General features: G+C 59.4%; 17 protein-coding genes and 3 pseudogenes. 7 read left to right on the top strand and 13 right to left on the bottom strand.

What is annotated here, in order from left to right; all coding sequences use genetic code 11:
* Positions 1-49: 49 nt before the first annotated feature.
* Both QDX22_RS01985 and QDX22_RS01980 read right to left on the bottom strand, forming a co-directional pair.
* Positions 50-331: a hypothetical protein gene (locus QDX22_RS01985; RefSeq protein WP_199445890.1), complete on the bottom strand. Its 282-nt coding sequence runs from the start codon at positions 329-331 to the stop codon at positions 50-52.
* A gap of 8 nt (positions 332-339) precedes the next feature.
* Positions 340-996: a TIGR02391 family protein gene (locus QDX22_RS01980; RefSeq protein ID WP_233487927.1), complete on the bottom strand. Its 657-nt coding sequence runs from the start codon at positions 994-996 to the stop codon at positions 340-342.
* 162 nt (positions 997-1,158) lie between these two features.
* Here QDX22_RS01980 and QDX22_RS01975 point away from each other — a divergent pair, with 162 nt between their 5' ends.
* Positions 1,159-1,368 (top strand): BRO family protein, encoded by a 210-nt coding sequence (locus QDX22_RS01975; protein WP_233242955.1) that lies wholly within the window; start codon positions 1,159-1,161, stop codon positions 1,366-1,368.
* On the opposite strand, the pseudogene QDX22_RS01970 reads toward QDX22_RS01975, so the two are convergent.
* The 5 genes and pseudogenes from QDX22_RS01970 to QDX22_RS01950 form a co-directional block, all read right to left on the bottom strand.
* Positions 1,365-1,676 (bottom strand): annotated as a pseudogene (locus QDX22_RS01970) (integrase core domain-containing protein); the annotation flags it as partial. The gene QDX22_RS01975 and the pseudogene QDX22_RS01970 overlap by 4 nt on opposite strands.
* Positions 1,677-1,680: 4 nt before the next feature.
* Positions 1,681-3,098: pseudogene (locus tag QDX22_RS01965) on the bottom strand (IS30 family transposase).
* A gap of 139 nt (positions 3,099-3,237) precedes the next feature.
* Positions 3,238-3,447: a hypothetical protein gene (locus QDX22_RS12060; RefSeq protein WP_110100998.1), complete on the bottom strand. Its 210-nt coding sequence runs from the start codon at positions 3,445-3,447 to the stop codon at positions 3,238-3,240.
* 26 nt (positions 3,448-3,473) lie between these two features.
* The gene (gene ltrA, locus QDX22_RS01955) at positions 3,474-4,841 is read right to left on the bottom strand and encodes a group II intron reverse transcriptase/maturase (protein ID WP_233487926.1); all 1,368 of its coding nucleotides are present in this window, start codon (positions 4,839-4,841) and stop codon (positions 3,474-3,476) included.
* Positions 4,842-5,443: 602 nt separating this feature from the next.
* Complete coding sequence (locus QDX22_RS01950) at positions 5,444-5,851, bottom strand: IS3 family transposase (protein WP_158278425.1); 408 nt, start codon at positions 5,849-5,851, stop codon at positions 5,444-5,446.
* A gap of 911 nt (positions 5,852-6,762) precedes the next feature.
* On the opposite strand from QDX22_RS01950, the pseudogene QDX22_RS01945 reads away from it, so the two are divergent.
* Positions 6,763-7,763: pseudogene (locus tag QDX22_RS01945) on the top strand (GNAT family N-acetyltransferase).
* A gap of 518 nt (positions 7,764-8,281) precedes the next feature.
* Here the strand turns inward: QDX22_RS01945 and QDX22_RS01935 are convergent.
* The 3 genes from QDX22_RS01935 to arsB form a co-directional block, all read right to left on the bottom strand.
* On the bottom strand, positions 8,282-8,710 hold the full coding sequence (locus tag QDX22_RS01935; protein WP_110100993.1) for an arsenate reductase ArsC: 429 nt from the start codon (positions 8,708-8,710) through the stop codon (positions 8,282-8,284).
* 108 nt (positions 8,711-8,818) lie between these two features.
* Complete coding sequence (locus tag QDX22_RS01930) at positions 8,819-9,508, bottom strand: low molecular weight phosphatase family protein (protein WP_146206421.1); 690 nt, start codon at positions 9,506-9,508, stop codon at positions 8,819-8,821.
* Positions 9,505-10,617, bottom strand: coding sequence for an ACR3 family arsenite efflux transporter (arsB, locus tag QDX22_RS01925; protein ID WP_183145627.1), 1,113 nt, complete (start codon positions 10,615-10,617; stop codon positions 9,505-9,507). Before arsB ends, QDX22_RS01930 begins: the two co-directional genes overlap by 4 nt.
* Positions 10,618-11,060: 443 nt before the next feature.
* On the opposite strand from arsB, the gene QDX22_RS12055 reads away from it, so the two are divergent.
* A complete protein-coding gene (locus tag QDX22_RS12055) occupies positions 11,061-11,369 on the top strand; it encodes an HIRAN domain-containing protein (RefSeq protein ID WP_110100991.1) in 309 nt (102 codons plus the stop codon).
* Between the two features lie 1,011 nt (positions 11,370-12,380).
* Here the strand turns inward: QDX22_RS12055 and QDX22_RS01920 are convergent.
* The 3 genes from QDX22_RS01920 to QDX22_RS01910 form a co-directional block, all read right to left on the bottom strand.
* Positions 12,381-13,025 carry a TetR/AcrR family transcriptional regulator gene (locus QDX22_RS01920; RefSeq protein WP_110100989.1) on the bottom strand — a complete coding sequence of 215 codons (645 nt, stop codon included), beginning with the start codon at positions 13,023-13,025 and terminating at the stop codon, positions 12,381-12,383.
* A gap of 82 nt (positions 13,026-13,107) precedes the next feature.
* Complete coding sequence (locus QDX22_RS01915; RefSeq protein WP_158524741.1) at positions 13,108-14,772, bottom strand: AMP-binding protein; 1,665 nt, start codon at positions 14,770-14,772, stop codon at positions 13,108-13,110.
* A gap of 97 nt (positions 14,773-14,869) precedes the next feature.
* The gene (locus QDX22_RS01910) at positions 14,870-16,033 is read right to left on the bottom strand and encodes an acyl-CoA dehydrogenase family protein (protein WP_110100987.1); all 1,164 of its coding nucleotides are present in this window, start codon (positions 16,031-16,033) and stop codon (positions 14,870-14,872) included.
* A gap of 265 nt (positions 16,034-16,298) precedes the next feature.
* Between QDX22_RS01910 and QDX22_RS01905 the strand changes: the two genes are divergently transcribed.
* The 4 genes from QDX22_RS01905 to QDX22_RS01890 are packed head-to-tail and all read left to right on the top strand — an operon-like array spanning position 16,299 to position 22,583.
* The gene (locus QDX22_RS01905) at positions 16,299-18,095 is read left to right on the top strand and encodes an acyclic terpene utilization AtuA family protein (RefSeq protein ID WP_233487924.1); all 1,797 of its coding nucleotides are present in this window, start codon (positions 16,299-16,301) and stop codon (positions 18,093-18,095) included.
* Positions 18,092-19,687 (top strand): acyl-CoA carboxylase subunit beta, encoded by a 1,596-nt coding sequence (locus QDX22_RS01900; protein ID WP_110111012.1) that lies wholly within the window; start codon positions 18,092-18,094, stop codon positions 19,685-19,687. The genes QDX22_RS01905 and QDX22_RS01900 overlap by 4 nt, the downstream gene beginning before the upstream one ends.
* An 8-nt stretch (positions 19,688-19,695) precedes the next feature.
* On the top strand, positions 19,696-21,801 hold the full coding sequence (locus QDX22_RS01895; RefSeq protein WP_110100984.1) for an acetyl/propionyl/methylcrotonyl-CoA carboxylase subunit alpha: 2,106 nt from the start codon (positions 19,696-19,698) through the stop codon (positions 21,799-21,801).
* Positions 21,798-22,583 (top strand): enoyl-CoA hydratase-related protein, encoded by a 786-nt coding sequence (locus QDX22_RS01890; protein ID WP_110100983.1) that lies wholly within the window; start codon positions 21,798-21,800, stop codon positions 22,581-22,583. The genes QDX22_RS01895 and QDX22_RS01890 overlap by 4 nt, the downstream gene beginning before the upstream one ends.
* Positions 22,584-22,916 lie beyond the last annotated feature (333 nt).

Here is a 22,916-nt window from a genome sequence, read left to right as displayed (position 1 = left end):
CGAAGGGCACGCCACTTACAAAAACTAAATGCATCGCTTCGCCCATGCCCTAGTGAATGGCATCGGCAATTGGGCCTGGTAAGGCTTCAAGTTTCGCCGGATCCAAGGCAGAACCAACCCCTGAACCCGCACCCATCGAGTCGCCCATATTCTTGGCCCCCGCAGGCAGGTGTTCTTGAATCTTAGGCATCATCGCCGAACTCATGATCGACCCCAGCACCGCAATTCCAATCGTGGACCCGACGTTACGGAAGAACTGCACCGCCGCAGTTGCAACCCCCAGTTCAGTACGGTCCACCGCATTCTGAACCACCAGCGTGTACGTCTGCATGCACCTGCCTAAACCCTTGTGTTCCGATTTTTCCGACTCCGTGAAAAGCTATTAATCACGAACTTAGGGGCAGAATTGTTTGTTCCCAAAGCTGCGTCCAACAACTTTTGACCATCGTATGTAGAGCCAGTAAGGATGCGGATGCGGTCAGGAATCGACTTGGCTGTCTCGGATACCGCGTGGAACAGAGACTCGGCGATCAGTTCTTGGCTGCAATACTCCATCAGGCGTTCGTGGGTACTGCGCCGCTGAAGCTCCTCCACGAGAGAGCTGGTGAGACGCTCGATATCATCGAATGTGCGTGCCGCCTCAGCGAGTTGGGTCAACTCGCCAGCATCGTCGATATGCCATCCTTCGGTCGCCAGCACCTTGTTGAGCAAGCGGCGCAAATCATCCCAACGCTGACGATCGGTGGTATACCGTGTCGGGCTCATCGCCGTCGCTATGAACTCACGAGTGTGTTGACCTGCTTGCGCTACCGACATTCCCTCCGTAAGCGCGACAAACAGTCCTTCTCGCTTACTCCCGGCAACACGCGGTGGCGCTCCAATGTCGAGGAGAAGTTCGTCGATTTGGTTTCCGCTTAGGCTCGGCAAATCAGTACTGGCCAGGACATTCGCAATACTGCGGATAGTCGAGCGTTGGGAGAAAGAATCGGACTGCATCACCGCTCAAGCTTCTCATGTGAGCGAGTGGCCTGAGTATTTCAGCAAGACCGGGTGTCCGGATTCTTGCACGCTCAGGGGCGTATACGTGAGAGCCCGAAGCGGCCGCACCCGTGGCTTGCTGGAATTCACGTCAATCCTGGCTCTTAGAAGGAGCCAGACATGGCTACGAGAGATCTTCAGGTATTCACTAACGATGCCTTTGGAACGATCCGAACTGTCGAGCATGAGGACAAGGTGTATTTCTGTGGCCGTGATGCGGTAACGGCGCTTGGATACACCAATACGAGCAAGGCGATTCAGGATCATTGCCGTGGGGTTCCGTTTCGTTACCCGATCGTCGATGTGAACCGTCCTGGGTTTCGTTCCTAGATGGTTGGTAAAGACAGTTCATCGTTGGTGAGGCTTTCGGTGTATTGGGCTTCGACTTCTGCTGGTGTCTTGTAGCCCAGTGCTTCGTGCAGCCGGGTGGTGTTCCACCAGTGGACCCAGTTCATGGTCGCGAACTCGACATCGGTCAGGCTGTTCCAGGCCGGCTGGGAGTAGATCAGCTCGGCCTTGTACAAGCCGTTGACGGTTTCAGCAAGGGCATTGTCGTAGCTATCGCCGACTGTTCCGACTGATGGGGTGATTCCTGCGGTGATGAGCCGTTCAGTGTAGGCAATGGCAACGTATTGGGCAGGTTCAACCGGTGGTTGCAACACCGGCCTGTTTCAGGGATTGTAGTGCTTCGCCGAAGACTTCGGCGGGGGTCTTCCAGCCGAGAGTCTTGCGGGGTCTGTTGTTGAGGGTGTGGGCCACCGCTTCGAGGTCGTCTGCGCTCCAGCGGGACAGGTCGGTGCCCTTGGGGAAGTACTGACGTAGCAGGCCGTTGGTGTTCTCATTGGTGGGCCGTTGCCACGGGGAGTGCGGATCAGCGAAGAACACCTTGGTGCCAGTCTCAAGAGTGAACGCGGCATGTCCTGATAGTTCCTTGCCACGGTCCCAGGTGATCGTCTTGCGTAACTGCTGGGGCAGGGTCGTGATCGCAGCGGCCAGAGCCGCGTTCATCGCGACTGCACCGTAGCCGCCCAGCGCGGGGCCGTTCTTGACCGGAGGGTGCTCGCCCCAGCCGTCGAGGCGGGGCAAGTGGACCAGGATCGTCGCGCGGCTGCGACGCTCGACCAAGGTCCCGATCGCAGAGCGGCCGGTCCCGATGACCAGGTCACCTTCCCAGTGTCCTGGAACAGCACGATCAGCGGCTTCTGCGGGGCGTTGGCTGATCACGACCTCGGCGCCGACATGACCGCCGGGTTTGTTCCGGGAACGCTCACGGGGCTGTCGCAACGCCCTGCCCGTTCGCAGGCAAGCCACCAGCTCACGCTTCAGTGCGCCGCGGCCTTCGATGAACAACGCCTGGTAGATCGCCTCATGACTGATACGCATTGACTCATCATCAGGGAAATCCAGCTTCAAGCGGTGACTGATCTGCTCCGGGCTCCAACTGGTGGCCCACCGTCGATCTTGCCGACGAGGCTTGTTCAACCCCTTCCACGTCGGCGTGACCGGCCCTTCCACCGGCGTCCCGTCCGGGCCAGTGACCTTCCCAGAGAGTCTGTCCTGGACATAGTCGCGAAGCCGCAGGTTGGCCACCAGCTTCGCGGTCTTGGGTCGTTTCGCGGCCTCCTGGGCTTTCCATTGGGCCACCGTGGCGCGATACTCCAGCTTCCCGCTGCGGGTAGCAGCGTTGCGGCGCAACTCCCGACTGATCGTGCCCGGATCCCGCCCAAGGGTACGCGCGATCGACCGGACACCGCGTCCCTGAGCACGCAAGATCGCGATCTCCTCTCGCTCCTCGAAACTGAGATAACGACCAGTTGGCTCCGTCAACGTCAGCGGTGGCATACCGCCAGCGTGACGGAACCACCGCGATCCGACCGGCACCGACACCCCACCGCCAGCGCTGCCTCCGCTGTCGTGACCCCGGCCGCGATCAGGCGCCAGAATTGTCGCTGCACCGCCCTCGATGGCTGCGGTCTGCCCGGAGAACGCATTGCTGGCCGCAACGCCCGGTCCGCGCGCCACTGCCGCCGCATCCCCTCCGGGACCTCGCCGATCTTCATGCTCCAGTCCTTGGTCACCATCCTTGAACACCTTTCTCACCTCAAGGTGTTGCGACGACCAGTTGAATCCGCCTTGCGAGCCACGATCGGAGTGATGGACCAGTTCAGCACTGCCTGTGGTCGCGGTGTTCAGCGCGTGCTACAGCGCTTCTAAGGACAGCGCGTGCGTCGTCATCGATGATCTGGTCGCCCAGCCGGCGAAACGACGGGAGTACGCATCGATGACGAACGCGGTGTACACGAAGCCATACGATGTGCGCACATACGTGTAGGGTCGGCCAGCAGCGCCCTGCCCGCGTTGCCGCTGGATGGGTTTCTGCTGGCCGCCCTCCGAACCGGACGTGCCCATTCCTGAGCATCCGGCTCTCCATGTGATCACGCCGTGACGCTCGCCCAGGGGTTTGGGATGCGGGTTCCTCGGTAGCGGTAGCGGGTCACGGGAACCTGCCAGGCGCGGAAGAACTCGATCCCTTCGGCGCGGATCTGCCACCGGGGCAGAAGTCGCCTGACGAGGGTGCGCATGTTCAGCTTCGGGTGCCGCTTTTTCAGCCAGCCCACGATCCGCCAGAAGGCGAACCGGTCGAGATAGCTGAAGAGGTGTTTGACGACGCCGTGCTGGAAGTAGGCGCACCAGCCCCGTAGCGCCGGGTTGAGTCGGCGCAGCAGGTCTGCGAGCGTTCGATGGGATGCCCGGCGGGTCAGCGTCCGCACCTTGTCCCGGATGGAAGCCAGCGACTTCCGTGAGGGGTAGGTGTAGATCGCGGTCTTCCCACCGTGACCTCTGATCCGGCGGCGCTGGATGTGCCACCCGAGGAAGTCGAACCCGGTGTCTATGTGCGTGACCGTCGTCTTCTCGGCCGACAGGCGCAAACCCATCGGCGCGAGCACCGCGGCGACTTCGTCCCAGAGCGCGTCGGCATCCTCGCGGGTGCCTCGGACGAGGACGACGAAGTCGTCCGCGTAGCGGACCAGCTTCATCGTCGCGCCCCCGGCGCGTTGATGCTTCGTGCGCGACCATTGCGGGCCGAGCGCATCCCACTTGCGTTGGAAGTGCTCGTCCACCACGGACAGGGCGATGTTCGCCAGTAGCGGCGACAGGATCCCGCCTTGCGGGGTGCCGGTGTAGGTGTCCCTGTTCACGCCGTCCTCACTGAGGACACCCGCTCTCAGGAACCCGCGGACCAGGCGCAACACGCGCTTGTCGACGATCCTCGCCCGGACGCGCTGCATGAGCGCGTCGTGATCGATCTCGTCGAAGCACGCGGTGATGTCCGCTTCAAACACCTGCACGTAGCCACGTGAGGCGTAGAAATGGATCTCCGCGATCGCGTCCTGCGCCCGCCTGCGCGGCCGGAACCCATACGAGGACGGCTGGAAGTCGGCCTCGAATATTGGTTCCAACACCAGCTTCAGAGAGGCTTGAACGATCCGGTCCGTCATCGTCGGAATCCCGAGCTTGCGGACCTTGCCGTTCGCTTTCGGGATCGACTTCTGACGCACCCGTTCGGGGACGAACTCGCCGCGCTTGACGCTCTCGCGCAGCTCGGCGAGCATCCCGTGCACCTTCTCCGGTGGGACGGATCGCGGGGCGATTCCGTCAACTCCGGCGGTGCGACCTCCCTTGTTGCCCGCCACCCGATTCCACGCCGCAACGAGGAAGCCGGGGTCATAGACCAGGTTGAACACATCATCGAAACGACGACCGGGGTCGGTCGTCGCCCATTGGTGCAGTTTCGTCTGCATTCTCAGTACCCGTGCCCACGCCTCCGAAGTGTCGGCTGGCCACGAAACATCCGCATTCACGGCTGTGTCTCCTTTACCGCTTGCCGATCCTGCGATCACACTGGACCCCTTCGCCATGCGACCGGCTTTCCCAGCCTCGGACTACTACGGGCCCTCCGTCCCATCCCGGCCCGATCAGCAGGCCGTGCGCTCAGCCGTCGGTGTCGTCGCTGGCGGCGACGCACCTCCGGCGAGACCGGGATGGTTCCCACGTTCACTCTCGAACCCTTCGACGGGATCGGCACCCAGTTATGCCCCAGCATCCTCGCCACGGCTACGCCGCAGGCTTTCACCGTGGCCTCCCGACTGGCGACATCACCCAGTCCAGGAGTTCCCCTCACCGCCGAAGCAGTGAGGGTGCGCGATGCAACCCGACCCGCATCCGCCAGGTTGGAGTCGGTGGTCTCGTATTGAGGGGCTTTCAGCCACTGGTTCCTATCCGTATGCCTCTCCGTCTCGCTAGCCGAGCCCGTACCATCTGGCAGTTCTGGCACGACTCGTCGTTGTCGAGGACTGCTCCACCCAACCCGCTCACGCCAACGGGCCAGATCGTCCTCCAGCTATCACACGCCTGCTGCGACAGGCACCGAGCGGTGTCCTTTCACCACCGCAAGGTTCGAGAGCACCTCGTGGCGCTCGATGTCAGCGACCCACAGCCGATTCGGGGCCGGTGCTTTGAAGTCCCGCATCACCAGATCCGGGCGCTCATCCGGTGTGCGCCCGGGTACCGTGGTGCGCGGTTTCCGGCCGCGGACCACGCCGCTGATTCCGGCCTGACGCATCGGCCGTGCGACCTGGTCACGGCCGACCTTCCAGCCGCTTCGGCGCATCGCATGCCACATTTTGCGAACGCCGTAGACCCCGTAGTTGCGGGCATGCAGGTCCTTGATCACCACGGTCAGTTCCCGATCACGGATCTGGCGTTCGCAGGCCGGGCGGGTCTTCGCTGCCCGATAACCACGCGACGTCATGAATCCACACTCGCGTGCTGCAAGTGTGCGGCAGATGAGCTCGACCCCGAACCGATCACGGTACATATCGATGTAGGCGATCATTTCGGCGAGGGGCGGTCGAGCTCGGCTGCAAAAAACGCGGACGCAGTTTTGAGAATCTCATTGGCCCGGCGCAGCTCCCGGTTCTCACGCCGTAACCGGCGCAGCTCTTCAAGCTCATCCGTTGTCGCGCCCGGCTCAGTGCCGGCATCACGTCTGGCCTGCTTCAGCCACCCGCGCATCGTACTGATGCTCTACCGAAGCTCAAGGGTCTCGCGCAGTTTGCCGAGGACTATGGTTCTGAATTCCGACGCATCGAGTCAGTGGCCGAGGCTGGTGGGAAGCTTCGCGTCCTCGACATCGGCCGACCCTCAGTTCGCGAGGCGACCGCTCAAGCGACCGATGCGAAGTCGCTCTAGACTTGCGACCTCGCCGATGACTATCAGTAGCCCTATGACGGTGGGCCCACAGCTCAAACATCTTCGGTGAAGTCGCAACCGCGAGTGCCATACCCATGCGTCTACCGGTACTTCATCGTTCCCTTGACCCTCTGCAGCAAATTGAACTGCAACATGGGGACCTCCTAGTCGTTGCGTGGAGTCCATACACGCTCTGATCAGGAGAAATAGCAAACGGTGTCGCGCACTCAGGCAGGATCTCTCGGAGCCTACCCAGAGGAGCACGTCGTCACACCACCCGAGAGCATTGTTGCGCGCGAAATCCCGCCTGGTTCACCCTTCTTTGGAGGCCAGCCGGGGTAGCGGTGTGCCGGGCACTTAGCGGTTCAGCAAGCTAATCTCCAAATGGCAGCACTGGGACGAATTCCCAGTTCATAGCCGGTATAGACGCTATTCGAGGCCTCCGTTCCGCACTGGGGTCTTGTATCCATCGTGACCGGTTGTGCGATCCGTGACCAGGCTCCGGCGGGCTTGTCGTCCGGTACATTGGCAGTCCTGGCACTCGCCGACGCCGAGACAGACCATTTTGTCGGCTCCTTGGTGCTCTTTGACATCAGGCACGACGATGCCGAAGTCGGTTTTTGGATTCATCCCGATGCACGAGGAACCGGGCACGCTCGCCGAGGCTTGGAACTGGCGTCACGTTTCGCTCATCGTAACGGGCTGCAGACACTGACAGCGCGCACGCTACCTGACAACGAGGCGTCACAACGGTGCCTGGCAGCAGCTGGCTTCCGTAAGGTGGCGCGAAGTGTCGGGGCCACACCCGCCGGAGAACACAAGGAATTGATCCACTACCGACTCAATCTGGTACCGCCCGTTATATTTCCGTTGCGCACGCAACGACTGCGACTCCGTCTACATGAGCAAAACGATACCGGGTGGCTGTATCAGCTCTACTCGCAACCCGAAGTGGCCCGGTATTTACTGGATGATCCGTGGACGGAAGAGGTGACCGGACGCAAGGTAGCTGACCGTCTGAGCAAGTCCGATATCGGTGGTGAGTGCGGAGCGGTGGCACTGGTCATCGAACACGAAGGTGTGCCGGTCGGCGACGTAATGCTGTGGCTTACCGATCACCAGCACCGCCAAGCAGAAATCGGCTGGGTGCTGGACCCCGCGTAGGCGGACGGGGACTTGCCACCGAAGCCGTTCGAGCTGTCCTGGCCCTGGGTTTCGAGCACTATGGACTTCACCGAATTACTGCGCAGATGGACGCACGCAATAGCGCCTCCGCGGCCTTGGCTCGCCGCGTCGGTCTACGACTCGAAGCACACCACATCGCGGACTGGTTTAGCAAAGGCGAGTGGACCGACACTCTGGTATTTGCTCAACTAGCCTCCGATTTCATCGAACCCAGCGGCCAAACTAACCCAAACTCACCCCTTCTCGAGGTGAGGTCGGGTCAGTGGGTCTCCGCCAGGAGCCAATAGCTTCTATATTTTCACACCTGCAAGCTCGTCGGGACGTGGCTCATCGTGACGTCAATTCCGTGTGGTACGGCTTGCCCGACGGTCACCCCTTGGTGTTGGAGGTCGGCTACGGTCTCGAAGCTGGGCAGACGCGCTGGGAAGATTGGTGCGAACCGTGGACGATATCCGAGGACGTACCGACGAGGCACTAGATGCTTTGCCAACTGGGGACAAGGCCGTTAGTCCATCGACACGTTGCACTACGAGAAGGCAATCGTGATGGTCGACTTGATGGTGGAGTTAGGGACCGAGCTCGTATTTGGCGAAGGGTCCGATCGTGGGCCATAGGTCTGCATCGGTGTTGCGCGAGGCACGTGAGTGTTGGACTGTCTGTATTCCGAACCTTATGGCCGGTGACCTTTACTTCAGCCAGCCCATCCGTGCCCTGCGGGCACCACCCAGACCCTTCAGAGGCATTCGCACGACCATAATGTGATGGAAGTTCCCCGCCTGTTGTGTCTTCTCCACACCACAGAAACTCACAAACCCGTTTTGGGCTCCAAGAGGCTGCCAATCAAGGCCCGTACTCGCGTTTTGATCTCGTCACGGATGACACGCACTGCCTCGAGGTCTTGGCCTGCCGGGTCGTCAAGTGTCCACTCTTCATAGCGCTTGCCCGGATAGATCGGACAGGCCTCCCCACATCCCATCGTGATGACCACATCTGAGTCCTGCACGGCCTCGGTGGTGAGCACCTTGGGTTGCTCAGCGGTAATGTCGATTCCCTCTTCGCTCATAGCAGCAACGGCAACAGGGTTGATCTGCTCAGCGGGCATCGATCCTGCCGAGCGCACCTCGATCTGGTCTGCTGCCAAATGGCGCAGATAACCGGCGGCCATTTGGGAGCGCCCGGCATTGTGGACGCAGACGAACAGCACAGAGGGTGTATCGGGTCTTTGGGTGGTCATGGACGGGTCCTCTTTCGGCATGAAGGAAGTGCTGGGCCCAGCGTGCGAACACGTGGTTGTATCTCCGGCAAGATGGCAATCAGCCCCTCGGGTGAGGCCAGAACGGGATCACTCACGGCCCAGTCTTGATAGCGTACCCCAGGAATAATGGGGCAGATATCGTCGCACCCCATCGAACGTGAGAGGCTTGGGGAAACGCTCCCGCGCAGTCTGGCTTTCGACGTCGGTCAGCAGGGACACCACATTCGGGTGCACGGTGTCGGCCGGAGCAGAACCAGCAGAGCGAGCCACCGCGTATCCGTCGGTGCTATCGTGCAGAACGGCAGCTACAAGCTGGGAACATCCAGCGTTGGCCACACAGACAAACAGCACTTGTCGTGCGACGGCGGTGTGAACCCGGGTCAGATCAGCCAGTCGTTGGGTGGCGAAGCATTTGGTCCGCCGCAGAAGCTCCGGGGCGCTCGTCGTGGTGTGCACCGCGACGGTATATGACTCCCGGATAATATGGGTGACGAGTCGCTTGGGCACAGTGGTAGCCGTGCCAGACAATTCCGTGACGAGACCACCCAGTTGGTCATCGATCTCTTGTGGTGCAACAGAAGGTTTCCGCGCCGGTGGCGTGTCCGTGGCGGAAGCCGGGTCGAAGGTCTCCACACCCGGGTCACACGACCTTCCGAGTCGACGAGACCAACAGTCCTGAGAACGGTCAGGGGGTGCGAGACGGTCGGCTGAGTCGGCACGCATGGCCTGGAGGGCGGTGGGTGTACATTCCGGAGAGGTCAGTGTCGGCTGACTCATGAGACACTCGTAACTTGTGAGGCGGATTCGGGCGGATACGGATCGGTATTGAACCAATCGCGGGCAATCCAGAGGGAGACGTACACCAGTCCCAGCAACACCGGGACCTCAATCAGTGGCCCAACCACCCCAGCCAGAGCTTGTCCGCTGGTGGCGCCAAAGGTACCGATAGCGACCGCAATGGCCAGCTCGAAGTTATTACCTGCCGCGGTAAACGCCAGCGTTGTTGACCGCGCGTAGCCTAGACCCAGACTCTTGCCTGCCACGATGCCCACAAACCACATCACCACGAAATACACCAACAAGGGCAGAGCGATCCGTGCCACGTCAAGCGGGTTGTTGATAATCGCTTCCCCTTGGAGCACAAAGAGGAGCACGATGGTAAAGAGGAGCCCATATAACGCCCACGGTCCGACACGTGGGAGAAACCGGCGTTCGTACCAGGCCCGACCCCGGTACCGTTCGCCGATCCACCGGGAGGCGAATCCGGCAAGAAGCGGAATCCCCAGGAAGATCACCACGTTTAGAGCGATCTGACCCATCGAGACCTCGAGCCCGTCTGTTCCGAGGCCGAGCCAGCCTGGCAAAACGGTGAGATAAAACCAGCCAAGCACCGAGAACATCAGCACTTGAAACACGGAGTTTATCGCCACCAAAACCGCCGTGGCTTCACGATCACCGCAGGCCAGATCATTCCAGATCACCACCATCGCAATACACCGAGCAAGCCCAACGATAATGAGTCCGGTCCGGTACTCAGGTAGATCGTGCAAGAACACCCAGGCGAGAATAAACATGACTGCAGGACCAACAAGCCAGTTCAGCACCAGAGACGACACGAGAAGTTTTTTATCTCCGGTAACGGCGACGACTTTGTCGTAACGGACTTTGGCCAACACTGGATACATCATGACCAATAGCCCCAACGCGATCGGCACCGAAACCCCACCGATCTCCAGCTGGGTCAGCACATCAGCAAGAACCGGCACGAATCGTCCCAATAACAATCCAGCGAGCATGGCCAGCCCGATCCATACCGGAAGCCATTTATCCAGCGCCGACATCCGCCGTGAAGACGCCGCCACAGTAGGCATTTTTGTTGCAGTCATCTGTCATCTCCTGACGTGTTCCACAGCAACGACTAACCACGTTCTCTTGGTGTACTCCACCGGACCGGTCCAACGTTCGGCAGACCGTGATTCGATCTGCCTCTATGTTAGTGACTATCTCATGAGCGTGGTCGATTCAGGTGTCATGGCTTGTTTCGCCTACCTCCGTGACGCGTTGGCCTGCGTTGCATCTCAGATCGGATCTACGTTGCCATCACGACTGCAGGCAGGAGCTTGTGTTTGTTTCGATAACCGGCACGCGAGTTATCTGTACCAATCTGAGGACCAAGACCACTTGACCACAAGGGAAAAGAACACAAAAGCCATAGTGCAGCAATCAGCTACAGGGCCATCAGCACCTCGTCGTAGAACCTTTCCAGCTCCAGGATGGGGTCCCAGCCGCTCCATCGAGGTCGTGGGCACTTGTCTCTACACCAAGAACATTGCCAACGTGCTCGATTTTTCCGCGACAACAATTTGTTCACGCCAATCTTTCCTTGTCGTTGGTGCCAAATCCCGATAATCCGCATGATCCCATGGCGATCAGTGTTCGAAACAACGGCAAGTTGCTGGGATACCTCAGTCGTGAGGACGCTCTACGCTACGGTTCTGAAGCACACCGGTTGGCAACCTCAGGGTATGCGCGCGAAGTTCAGGAATATCTCTTCAGGCAGAGCACTCAATCCCAAAACTGGTACCCCTCCACCGAGATTCATTTCGTCCTCCCAGAGCCGGGACATGGGCTCCCTTGAATCAGTCCATTCCCGATAGCCTCTCTGTCTTGCCTCACGGCGACGTTGCACAGGTCTTGAAGGAGGCAGACCACTTCGAAGTCCTCTGTGATGACGTTCCACCAGCAAAGGGGTAGCGCAGGCCACAGAACTTACCATTCATGCGCTTCGGTCCTCTGAGCTCAGCAACGACTGGAACAGTACCATGCCGTTCTATCCGGTTCCGGTTGCTGAGTCCGATAGCTACGATGTACCGCCTGCTTATCAGTATGAACCGGAACAACCAGCCAGGCACTATAGGCCCACTCATCACAAGAAGTGGCCCCAGGGCACTCCCCACGATTTGCCAGCTTCGCTCCATCACCGCAAACAGTTCCCCGATTCCTCATTCACTCCTGGGGCTCCAGAACCAATCATCGATTTTCCAGAACCAGCCAATCCTGAACTGATCATTCTTCAACGTTCCAATAAGGGTGATAAGACCGTACGCGTCCTCTTAGACGGTCCAACCGGGGGCCTGACAACGAGACTCGCTACACCGTCGATCACAACAACACGACTGGCACAGACACACATCGAGAAAAGAGTCCTGATGTTCTGCGACGTCGTGGAACCATACGGTTGATCACTCTCCTCATCATTGGAACCGTTCTCCTCGTCGTGATTCCCGATGTGGGGTGGGTTCTGGGCCCGTTAGTAGCCCTGTTTGGTGTTTACGACAAGAACGTGCACAATCGTTAGGCCTAGGTTCTAGAAGACGAAAAGCAATGGGGACAACCGGATTCACACCGCTTGAACGGCCCCCGCAGACCGAGAGGTGTTTGCTTGCGGCCTCGCTGATCAGCGTCAAAGACGGCAAGCCAAGAGGACTCACAACTCGAGATCTGCTGTTCGTTCCGGGCACGTGATTCCCAAAGCCCAACGCGTTAAACCAGCAGGTGTGCATCTTCGTGAAGACGTTTCGGTGCTGTACAACCACTATTCAAAAAACGATCCATACCAGGGTTGTAGATCCACCGGCAAGGTGCGGGTTTACCCCTGTTCTTCCGGATCCAGCCGCTTAATGGTGCGCATCTCTGCGGCCCAGAACTGCGCTATCTTCTTCCGCCGGTCCGAGTCATCGCTCAACAGATCAGCCAACCCGAGTCCGCGAGCCAAGTCCAGCGTCGTCTGGATGAAACGACGAGTACGCTCATCGGAGACATCGGCGTTGAGAATCCGCACCGTTTCTGTATAGATGCCACGTGCGAATTTATCTTCCAGTGGCCGGATACGCTCTTTGAGGGCCAGTTCGGACGCAGCGACGCACCAGATCTGCAGGGCGGCTTTAAAGACGTCGGAAGCGTAATATTCCAGGACTTTCTCCACGATATGGTCGAAGTCATCCCCCGGGGTAGCCTGCGATCTAGGTGCTTGGAGCCCTGCCTGTTCTCGTTCCTCAAACATGTAGTCGATTGCTGTCAGAAACAGATCTTCGCGGGTCGGGAAATGGTGTTGCAACGCACCACGGCTCACCCCGGCTTCTTGAGCGATCAACGTCATCGTCGCACCGTGCCAACCGGATTCTGCCAGGCAACTGATAGTAGACCGCAGGATTCGATCTCGAGTAGCACGGCTACGATCCTGCTTAGGCTCGTGCGACCGGTGGGACTGTGAGGAAGCACTGGAAGTGGTCATAAGTTTCAATCCTAGACCTCAGACGCCACCGCGCCGGGTGATGACATCATCACCACACACCCGAGATAGAGCTTGAGGGGCGTCAAAATTCTTCGCGCAAAACGTTCTTGCGAATTTTGCCAGTTGACGTCTTCGGCAAGGCTTCGACGAACCACACTCTCTTCGGTGTTTCCACGCCGGACAGGTGGTCGCGCACATGAGACAGAATCTCTGCCTCGACCTCGGAGGCAATCTGTTGTCGCTGTTCAGCACTCACTTCTGAAACGGCAGGAACCTTATCGCTACAAACTACGGCTGTGACGGCCTCACCCCAATGATCGTCAGGTGTCCCGATTACGGTACATTCGATGACTCCGGGGGCATCGGCAACGATTCGCTCAACCTTCATCGACGAGACATTCTCACCGCCGGTTTTGATGATGTCCTTGACTCGGTCAACGAACCACACAACGCCTTCGTCGTCCATGTAGCCAACGTCGCCACTATGGAACCATCCGTGACGAAATGCCTCCTGATTGGCATCGGGCCGATTCCAGTACCCCGCGGTGACGTGTGGACCGCGGTAAACGATTTCACCAACCTCTCCGGGAGGTAACAATCTACCGTCTGGAGCCATAATTCGGGTGCGCACCGTTGGGGAGGGCACTCCCCACGACCCGTTCTTACCGTGTCGATGATCAGTACGTTGAAACGTCGTCGCCGGCACAACTTCTGTTTGTCCCGATCCCAGCACTTTCCGTGCATTCGGCATCATGGCATCCATACCTGCCAAAATCCGTTCGGGCATCTGTGCCATTGCGTACATGGCGGTCTCCATCGATGACAGGTCCCGAGCTTGGCGCTGGTTTTCGGCGATCAGGGCTGCCCACATCATCGGTAGACCCGTGAAAACCGTAACTTTCTCTCGCTCAATGGCGTCAAGAACAGTAGCGGGATCGAACCCTTGCTGAAGCACCAACGTGCCACCCAGAAATAACACGGGCTTAGCGAGGGTGTTCAGCCCCGTGACATGGAACAGCGGCAAACATAACAGCATGGTGCCAGGGTGCTCACCCCAATCTTTTCCGATCAACACCGCATTAGACATCACACCGGTCACCACCGCGCTGTGCGTTGCTAGGGCACCTTTTGGTCTAGCGGTGGTTCCCGACGTGTAGAGACACTGAACGATGTCGTCACTGGAAATGATGAGTCTCAGTTCATCGTCCACCGGTGTGGCCAAAAGATCTGTCAGATCTACTCGCGCATAGTTCGTCGCCATCGACAATGCAGCCTCGTTCTCGACCGCACCGGTTCCGGTTTCGCGCACAACGACATTGTCAATCGTGACCCCTTCGGCAATCGTTGCTTCCAGCAGGGGTAGCATAGCGTCGTCGATGATGACAGTCCGCACACCGGCATCGTCGAGAATCCAGGCGATGTCTGACGGCGTTAGCGCGTAGTTGATGGGTAATGCCACTCGCGCGGATTTGGCGATCCCAAAGTAGATTGCCAGAAAATCCGCGCTATTGGCCACCATGATGGCGACCGGTTCTCCCTGTTCCGGGGCGTCGGGGAGATTAATAATCCCGCGGGCCATCGCTTCGGCATCGTGGTCCAGCTGGGCATAACTGATACGTCGTTCTCCTTCCACAACGGCAATCTGTTGTGGATGTTTCTCGGCGGCGCGGGTCAACGCGTCGCCCACCGTATGACGACGGGCAAGATTGAGATCAACGGGGTCGACGGTACTGGTATCGGGTTTCATAATGTTCACTTCCTGGTGAATGTATGGGTCAGTAAGAAGCAGTAGAGGCGCAAACCGCAGGCCAGGATCCAGTAGCGCAGAGCATCGAGAAGAGAGGTTAAACCGGATAGCCATCCATTCGGGCAAGCACCTGGAGCATGACCTCGTCGGCGCCACCGCCGATCGAGGACAACCGCACGTCGCGGAGGAATCGGCTCGTCCAGTTCTCCTCCATATAACCCATGCCCCCATGGACTTGTAGCACCGTATCGGCGACATCGCGTAGCAAGCGTCCAGCTACGAGTTTGCCCACGGTGGCTTCCCGAGTAATGTCTGCACCGGCATGAGATAGCCGGCACATCTTTTCGTTGTGCGATCGCAATAGTTCCAGTTGGGCAGAAAGCTCGGTCAGCTTGAACACGGGGTACTGGCGAGCGGCAAGGGGTGCCCCGAATAGCTCACGTTGTCCCAAGTATTCCCGGGTCTTAGCGAGCGCCCACTCACTGGCACCGACGGCTGTGAAACACGCCGAGAGACGCTCGACCACGAACTGTTGCATCTGTTGTTGGAATCCCCGACCGATCTTACCGATCGTATTTGATACCGGAACCCTCACCTCATCGAGGTGTAGCTCAACGGTGTCAGAGGAACGATTCCCGAGTTTGTCGAGCGGGCGCGAGACGGTGAACCCAGCAAGCCCTGAGGGCACAATAATCTGCGACATCCCCCGATACCCGCCCTCATCGGACGTCCGGACCAACATGCAGAACCAGTCGGCCTGAGTGCCGTTGGTAATGAAGATCTTGCCACCATTGATCACCCAGTCGTCACCGTCGCGACGGGCCTTGGTGGACAGACCTGCGACATCTGATCCGGCCCCGGGTTCTGTCACCGCGATGGCTGCCACTTGTTGCCCTTCAAGGGCCGGGCGTAGATATTGCTCTTTCAACTCCGGACTACCAAAACGGGCCAAGGATGGCGTAGCCATGTGCATCTGGACGTTGATTGCCATCGACACTCCAGCGGTATTCCCCTTGGCCAGTTCCTCGGCGAAGACCATCTGGTACTCCATGGGCGCGCCTTCCCCACCGTCTTCTTCGGGATACCCCAGCCCTAAGTACCCTGCTGCGGCCAACTTAGGAAACAGTTCGTGGGCGTCGAAGACTCCGGCGTCCTCCCACTGGTTCATTCTGGGGACAATTTCCTTGTCGCAGAACGATCGGACGCCTGCGCGAAACTGTTCGAGGTCAAACTGGTCAAGATCGTCTGGTTCTTCGGTCATATTTGCCTCTCTGACGCCAACGACATGGTGGCTTACACCGGTTACACCGTGTCTATCGTGATGCAGGTCACATTAGCACCCTTAATGAAGAAAAAACAATCACGCTTGCTTGTTGTCAAAAAATGTGCCAACATGAGGTCCACGACTCGTTCAATCCGCTCCCACGGGAAGGCACGTGAGCATGGACTCCGAGCACAGCAGGAACAATCCCTTACCCACCCGAACTGGCCACTGTCCTCGTGGTGTTGCGAATGCGGACGCTATCTTGGCTGACCAGGATGGCCCGGTGGTGAGGATCGGTAATGCTTCCGGGTTCTATGGGGATCGCTTCGCCGCTTTCGACGAAATGGTTCGGGCCGGCGTGGACGTCATCACCGGTGACTACCTTGCAGAACTCACGATGCTGATCTTGGCCCGGCAGAAGGCAACGGATCCCACCACAGGATTTGCGCGCACGTTTTTGTCTCAGCTGAAGCACTCGCTGGAGGCCTTGGTTGCCACCGATGCCCGTGTAGTCGTCAATGCGGGCGGGATGAATCCGTCCGGGCTAGCTGAGGCGATCAATCAACTGGTGACGAAGACCGGAGCTGAGCTTCCGGTGGCCTATGTGGACGGCGATGACCTGACTGACCGCAGTCAGCAACTCGGTTTGGGCCAACCACTAGCTGCCAATGCCTACCTGGGTGGTTTTGGCATTACCTCAGCCTTACGGGCAGGGGCACGGATCGTGGTAACAGGGCGGGTGACCGACGCTGCGCTGACCACAGGTGCAGCTGCCTGGTATCACGGGTGGGAACGGGATGATCTTGATGCCCTGGCCGGGGCGATGGCCGCCGGCCACGTCATCGAGTGCGGGATGCAGGCCACCGGTGGAAATTTCTCCTTCTTTACCGAGATCCCCGACTTGATCCGTCCCGGATTCCCCATCGCTGAGATAGCCACCGACGGTAGCTCGGTGATCACCAAACCCGTCGGCACCGGTGGTGCTGTCACCGCCGAGACGGTGATCTCTCAGTTACTGTACGAGGTGGCCGGGGCCAGATATCCCGGCCCGGATGCCACCCTGCGACTAGATTCCATCACGGTCACCGATCTCGGTGCCGATCGAGTGGCGTTGAGCGGAATCCTCGGTGAAGCCCCACCACCGACCCTCAAGGTCTCAGCTACCGAACTCGGTGGATTTCGACAGGAGATGACCGTCTATCTCACCGGCCTGGACGTCGATGCCAAGGCGAATCTGATTCAAGCGCAGTTCCACCACGCCCTGAACACCGCTGGATTACCGATGCCGCAGCAGTTGCAATGGACGTTGGCGCGCACCGATCACTCCGATGCGACCGTGCAAGAGGAAGCGAGCGCCCGCCTGACCCTGGTCGCTCGCGACAATGACCCCCAGGTGGTGGGACGAAAATTGGCAAATATTTTTGTCGAGATCGCACTGGGTAGCGTTCCCGGTATCTTCTTATCTTCTCCACCTAAAGAAGCCGAAGTGTATGGCCGGTTCCGTCCGGAATTCGTTCCCCAGACCATCCCAACTCACCGCGTGCATTACCCCGACGGGTCGGCAGAAGTCATTGTGCCACCTGAACGCACTCTGCGACTTGAACCCACGGATCTGGACGAGCACTCCCCTGCTACCGGGCAGGGACCCACCATCACTCAGTCCTCGTCCGATGCCACGGAATCCTCTGTTGCGTTGGGCCGATATTTCGGTGCCCGTAGCGGCGATAAGGGCGGGACGATCAATGTTGGTGTCTGGGCCCGTAGCAACCCGGGCTGGACTTGGCTACGCCAAGAGCTCACACCGGAACGACTGCGAGAGTTGCTCCCAGAATTTCGAGATCTCCCGATGGACCGTGTCGAGCTGGCCAAGCTACGGGCGGTGAATTTCGTCATTCACGACGCACTCGGGGAAGGCGTCGCCTTCGGTGCCCGCTTTGATGCACAGGCCAAAGGTGTGGCCGAGTGGTTGCGCAGTCGTCACGTTTCACTACCGTCCGACGTCACGGAATTTTCGGGCCTCGACGATAACTTCACGACCGGATTCGGAGTATCCTCATGACTCGTCTCATCAGCACCATCGACACTTCCTCCCCGGAGTTCCAGCGGAGCGAAGAAGCGATGCTGCACAAAATCTCCGAGATCGATGCGGTCTTCGAGCAACTGGCTGCAGCCGGTGGTCCGCGTGCCGTGGCCCGTCACCGCGACCGCGGTAAGCTCACCGCACGAGAGCGCATTGAGCTCCTCATTGACCGCGACAGCCCCTTTCTTGAGCTTTGCGCCGTCGCGGCCTGGGGATCAGATTTTCCCGTCGGAGCCAGCATCATTGGTGGCATCGGAACCGTGTGCGGGGTTGAATGCGTCATTATTGCTAACGACCCCACGATTGCCGGCGGTACGTCAAATCCATTCACGCTCAAAAAGCAACTGCGCATCATGGATATTGCACTGAAAAACCGGCTTCCGCTGATGACCTTGGTCGAATCAGGCGGGGCGAACTTACCGACACAGAGTCAGGTCTTTATCCCGGGGGGTGATTCCTTTCGGCGACTAGCCCAGCTGTCTAAAGAGGGCATCCCCACGATCTCAATCGTGTTTGGCAACTCGACTGCGGGAGGCGCCTATCTTCCGGGCATGAGTGATCACGTGATCATGATCGAAGGCCAGTCGAAAGTCTTTCTTGGCGGACCACCACTGGTGAAGGCCGCCACCGGCGAAGTGAGCGACGATGAATCACTGGGTGGAGCCGGAATGCACGCGCGAACCTCGGGGCTTGCCGATTATTTCGCCCACGACGAGCAAGACGCATTGCGTATCGCACGCCGTGTTGTCTCCCGGCTCAACCACCGCAAAGCAGGCCCCGCGCCTGCCACCTCGATGCCACCGGTCTTCGACGAGGAAGAGTTGCTCGGCATCGTGCCCGATGACCTCAAGATTCCATTCGATCCGCGGGAGGTTATTGCCCGGGTCGTTGATGGGTCGGATTTTGATGAATTCAAGCCTCTTTATGGTGCTGGCATGGTGACCGGTTGGGCGAACATCCACGGTTACCCGGTGGGCATGATCGCCAACGCCAAGGGCGTGATTTTCAGCGAGGAAGCACAAAAGACCACCCAGTTTATCCAGATCGCCAACCGGCAAGCCACTCCCCTGGTGTTTGTACACAATACAACCGGATACATGGTCGGTCGCGCCTACGAGGAGGGTGGGATCATCAAACACGGTTCGATGATGATCAATGCGGTGTCCACCTCCACGGTTCCCCACATCTCTGTGCTGATCGGGTCCTCGTATGGGGCCGGCCACTACGGGATGTGCGGCCGTGCCTTTGACCCGCGTTTCCTCTTCGCCTGGCCCTCGGCCAAATCGGCAGTTATGGGTGGCGCCCAATTGGCCGATGTGGTGACCTCCGTGGCGAAAGCTTCGGCCCAAGCCCGTGGTACACCCGTCGATGTCGACGCGCTGGAACATCGCCGAGCTGCCATCGAGCAACAGATCGAAGACGAATCTCTGCCACTGTTTCTCTCGGGTCTCGTCTACGACGATGGGATCATCGACCCCCGAGATACCCGCACGGTGCTGGGGCTGTCGTTGTCGGCCATTGCGAATAGACAGGTCGAGTCCGATCGGTCTTACGGAATTTTCCGGATGTGAGGAACCACATGACTGTCCAGACCACAACACGCCCGATCACCCGGGTGCTCGTCGCCAACCGTGGGGAAATCGCTCGACGGGTCTTCGCCACATGCAAAGCCCGCGGGATCGGAACCGCAGCGGTATTTTCCGATGCGGATGCCCATGCTCCGTTCGTCGCCGAAGCCGATCTTGCCGTGCGTCTGCCGGGTACCGCCCCAGCAGACACCTACCTGCGTGCCGAGCTCGTGATTGCGGCCGCCCAGAAAATGGGCGCCGATGCGATTCACCCCGGCTACGGGTTCCTGTCCGAGAACGCTGGCTTCGCCCGAGCTGTTATCGAGGCCGGATTGATCTGGATCGGTCCGGATCCCGCTTCTCTTGAACAAATGGGGTCCAAAATCGAGTCCAAGCGCCTCATGGAGCAGGCCGGCGTACCGGTCTTGACGGATCTCGACCCCGAATCCATCACCGAAGCTGAGTTACCGGTGCTCGTCAAAGCCTCAGCAGGTGGTGGCGGTCGCGGGATGCGGATTGTGGAACGTCTCGATGAGCTTGCTGACACCGTGTCCTCGGCCTCGCGCGAGGCCGCCAGTGCCTTCGGCGATCCCACGGTTTTCTGTGAGCGCTATATTCCTACCGGGCACCATATCGAGGTCCAAGTGTTTGGTGACCGGGCCGGCAACGCCTGGGCAGTGGGAGAACGAGAATGTTCGATTCAGCGTCGCCACCAGAAGATTATCGAAGAGGCGCCCGCTCCGCTGGTTGAACGCCGGGGCGCGCGAATGCGTGAACGTCTCTATCAGGCCGCTCGCAACGCGGTGCAACGGCTGGGGTATATCGGAGCAGGAACCGTTGAGTTCTTGGCCGACGAGGACGGGTCCTTTTACTTCCTGGAAATGAATACCCGCTTGCAGGTCGAACACCCGGTGACTGAATGTACCACCGGGCTCGACCTCGTTGGGTTGCAGTTGGACATCGCGGCCGGGGCAGAGCTGGTCGGTGACGAACCCCGGGCTCAGGGACATGCCATTGAAGTGCGCCTCTACGCCGAGGACCCCACGCAGAATTGGTCGCCCCAAGCCGGACCGATCCGAGAGTTCTTGGTGCCGGAAGTGGACGCTGTCTTCAACAACCCAGCACCCGGACACCCGGCGATTCGTCTCGATGCTGGTGTCCAAGCCGGAGATGTGATGGGCACCGATTACGATCCGATGATCGCGAAGATGATTGGTGTTGCCCCAACCCGGCACGGTGCCGCACGCAAACTTGCCTCAGCTCTGGAAAGGATGGTGTGGGACGGCCCCGTCACCAATGCCGACCTGCTCGTGAGCATCCTGGGCGAAGAGGATTTTCTCTCGGGGCACACCGCCACCTCCTACTTAGAGGATCATCCTGCTGTGTTCACGCCGGCCACTGACGAGACCACCACAAGGTTGTTTGCCGTGGTGGCAGCCATCGCTACGGCGGCAGCTGTGGCCGAAGGCGCTCCCGCGTGCCCCGATGGCGTGGTGGTGCTCGGCGCACCAGAGAACGCAGACCAGGCATTGGCCCGCCACATCGCCGAGGAGAATCCGCGACCGCGCATTGGTGGGTGGCGGTTGTTCCACCCCGACTGGCGAACTCGCGCCTTCCTTCTCGGTAGCCAGGAGATCTCCATCGACTATCGCCAACGTCGGTATGGCTGGGAGATCTCCCCCAGCTCGGTGCCTGACGTTAACAGCGTGGAGGTCGTCTCGGCATCCTCGGCTGTCGTGCGGCTGCGCATCGACGATGTGGAGCGACGTTTCGTCGTGTCACGAACGGGCCGTCAAGTGGTCGTCACCGGGTCCGAACGGTCCGTAACGCTCACTGAGGTCGAACACTTCACCGATCCGGAGACGGTCTCTGCACCGGGTAGCCTGATCGTGCCCATGCCAGGCACCGTGGTACATATCGAGGCAACAGTTGGTGACGCCGTGGTGGCAGGCCAAAAAATCCTGTGGGTGGAAGCTATGAAAATGGAGCACGCCATCACCAGCGATGCTGATGGCATTGTCGAACAGCTCACGGTCAGTGTCGGTGATCGTGTTGACGTTGGTGCCGTGCTGGCCGTAATTGTTGCCCAGAGTGAAAAGGAGGCTGTCACAGCATGACGAGCGTGGTCTATACCCTCGAGGGGTCAACGGCGACCCTGACACTCGATGCACCGGAGAATCGCAACGCGATCAACCAGGCACTACTGCAGGGCATCTCTGAGGGGTTGGACCGGGCCAGTGCTGATGATTCGGTACGCAGTATCGTGCTGACTCACACCGGTTCGGTGTTCTGCGCTGGTGCAGATCTGAAAGACCACTCCTTAAACGACACCGAAGGTGGCACGCCGACGACAGGCGCTTCGACTGCGAACGCTGTCATCCGTGAGTTGCTAACATGCCCTAAACCGATCATCGCAGCGGTCCACGGTCATGTCAGGGCCGGTGGAATGGGCTTTGTGGCTGCCTGCGACTTTGTCGTCGCGGGTCCGCAGTCCACTTTCGGGCTCACCGAAGTGCGGATCGGGGTCGTCGCCGCCATGATCGCGCCCGTGGTCTTAGCCCGGCTTGGTGACCGAACCGCAGCAGGTTGGCTTCTTCGGGCACGCACCATCACCCCAGACGAAGCGCTGTCAGCAGGCTTCATTTCTCATGCCATCACTGACACCGATGGTTCTGTTGACGGCACGGTCGAGGAGATTCTGACCGACTTACGCAAAGCTGCTCCGGCAGCGCTGGAAGCATCAAAGATGCTGGTCAACCGTCATGTTCTCGAGCTTATGGATACCCGTGAGCAGGACATGGTTGAGCTCTCCCAGCGCTTTTTTGGCGGAGATGATGCCAAAGCCGGGATGACGGCGTTTCTGAACAAACAACATCCGCCGTGGGTCCTGGACGCCTGATCCCACGATGCCTAGTCACCGATCATGGCCTGATCACCCAGCTCGCTACTGGCATACGCTGTGAGGTTCAGCTACTAGTTGTGAAGATGGCTGTGAACTGATCATTTGGAGTCAAAGCACCGAGATTTCCGATATCAGCGATAACGGGGACCAACTGGACCGGTCAATCTGTGGTATTTGTCAGCATCTCCATGCCCTTCGAAGATCCATCCAGCGTCGACTCAGCATCCCGGCTGTACACCGGGTCGGATAGGCCTGCCCCGACCGCAGTCCATGAGCGTGTCCCCCAGACGCTGAAGTTGTCCCTCGATACCTGCGCTCCCCGGGCACGTA

The organism is Auritidibacter ignavus, from assembly GCF_029853775.1.
In the GTDB taxonomy this organism is placed as follows: domain Bacteria; phylum Actinomycetota; class Actinomycetes; order Actinomycetales; family Micrococcaceae; genus Auritidibacter; species Auritidibacter ignavus.
This window is presented reverse-complemented; position numbering and strand designations above follow the sequence as displayed.

What these genes read in the sequence shown, in the direction of transcription:
- QDX22_RS01985 (WP_199445890.1), bottom strand. Translation starts at nt 331, where the DNA reads ATGCAGACGTACACGCTGGTGGTTCAGAATGCGGTGGACCGTACTGAA.
- QDX22_RS01935 (WP_110100993.1), bottom strand. Translation starts at nt 8,710, where the DNA reads ATGACCACCCAAAGACCCGATACACCCTCTGTGCTGTTCGTCTGCGTC.
- QDX22_RS01950 (WP_158278425.1), bottom strand. Translation starts at nt 5,851, where the DNA reads ATGACGTCGCGTGGTTATCGGGCAGCGAAGACCCGCCCGGCCTGCGAA.
- QDX22_RS01895 (WP_110100984.1), top strand. Translation starts at nt 19,696, where the DNA reads ATGACTGTCCAGACCACAACACGCCCGATCACCCGGGTGCTCGTCGCC.
- ltrA (WP_233487926.1), bottom strand. Translation starts at nt 4,841, where the DNA reads ATGCAGACGAAACTGCACCAATGGGCGACGACCGACCCCGGTCGTCGT.
- QDX22_RS01980 (WP_233487927.1), bottom strand. Translation starts at nt 996, where the DNA reads ATGCAGTCCGATTCTTTCTCCCAACGCTCGACTATCCGCAGTATTGCG.
- QDX22_RS01900 (WP_110111012.1), top strand. Translation starts at nt 18,092, where the DNA reads ATGACTCGTCTCATCAGCACCATCGACACTTCCTCCCCGGAGTTCCAG.
- QDX22_RS01975 (WP_233242955.1), top strand. Translation starts at nt 1,159, where the DNA reads ATGGCTACGAGAGATCTTCAGGTATTCACTAACGATGCCTTTGGAACG.
- QDX22_RS12060 (WP_110100998.1), bottom strand. Translation starts at nt 3,447, where the DNA reads ATGGGCACGTCCGGTTCGGAGGGCGGCCAGCAGAAACCCATCCAGCGG.
- QDX22_RS01910 (WP_110100987.1), bottom strand. Translation starts at nt 16,033, where the DNA reads ATGACCGAAGAACCAGACGATCTTGACCAGTTTGACCTCGAACAGTTT.
- QDX22_RS01920 (WP_110100989.1), bottom strand. Translation starts at nt 13,025, where the DNA reads ATGACCACTTCCAGTGCTTCCTCACAGTCCCACCGGTCGCACGAGCCT.
- arsB (WP_183145627.1), bottom strand. Translation starts at nt 10,617, where the DNA reads ATGACTGCAACAAAAATGCCTACTGTGGCGGCGTCTTCACGGCGGATG.
- QDX22_RS01890 (WP_110100983.1), top strand. Translation starts at nt 21,798, where the DNA reads ATGACGAGCGTGGTCTATACCCTCGAGGGGTCAACGGCGACCCTGACA.
- QDX22_RS01930 (WP_146206421.1), bottom strand. Translation starts at nt 9,508, where the DNA reads ATGAGTCAGCCGACACTGACCTCTCCGGAATGTACACCCACCGCCCTC.
- QDX22_RS01915 (WP_158524741.1), bottom strand. Translation starts at nt 14,772, where the DNA reads ATGAAACCCGATACCAGTACCGTCGACCCCGTTGATCTCAATCTTGCC.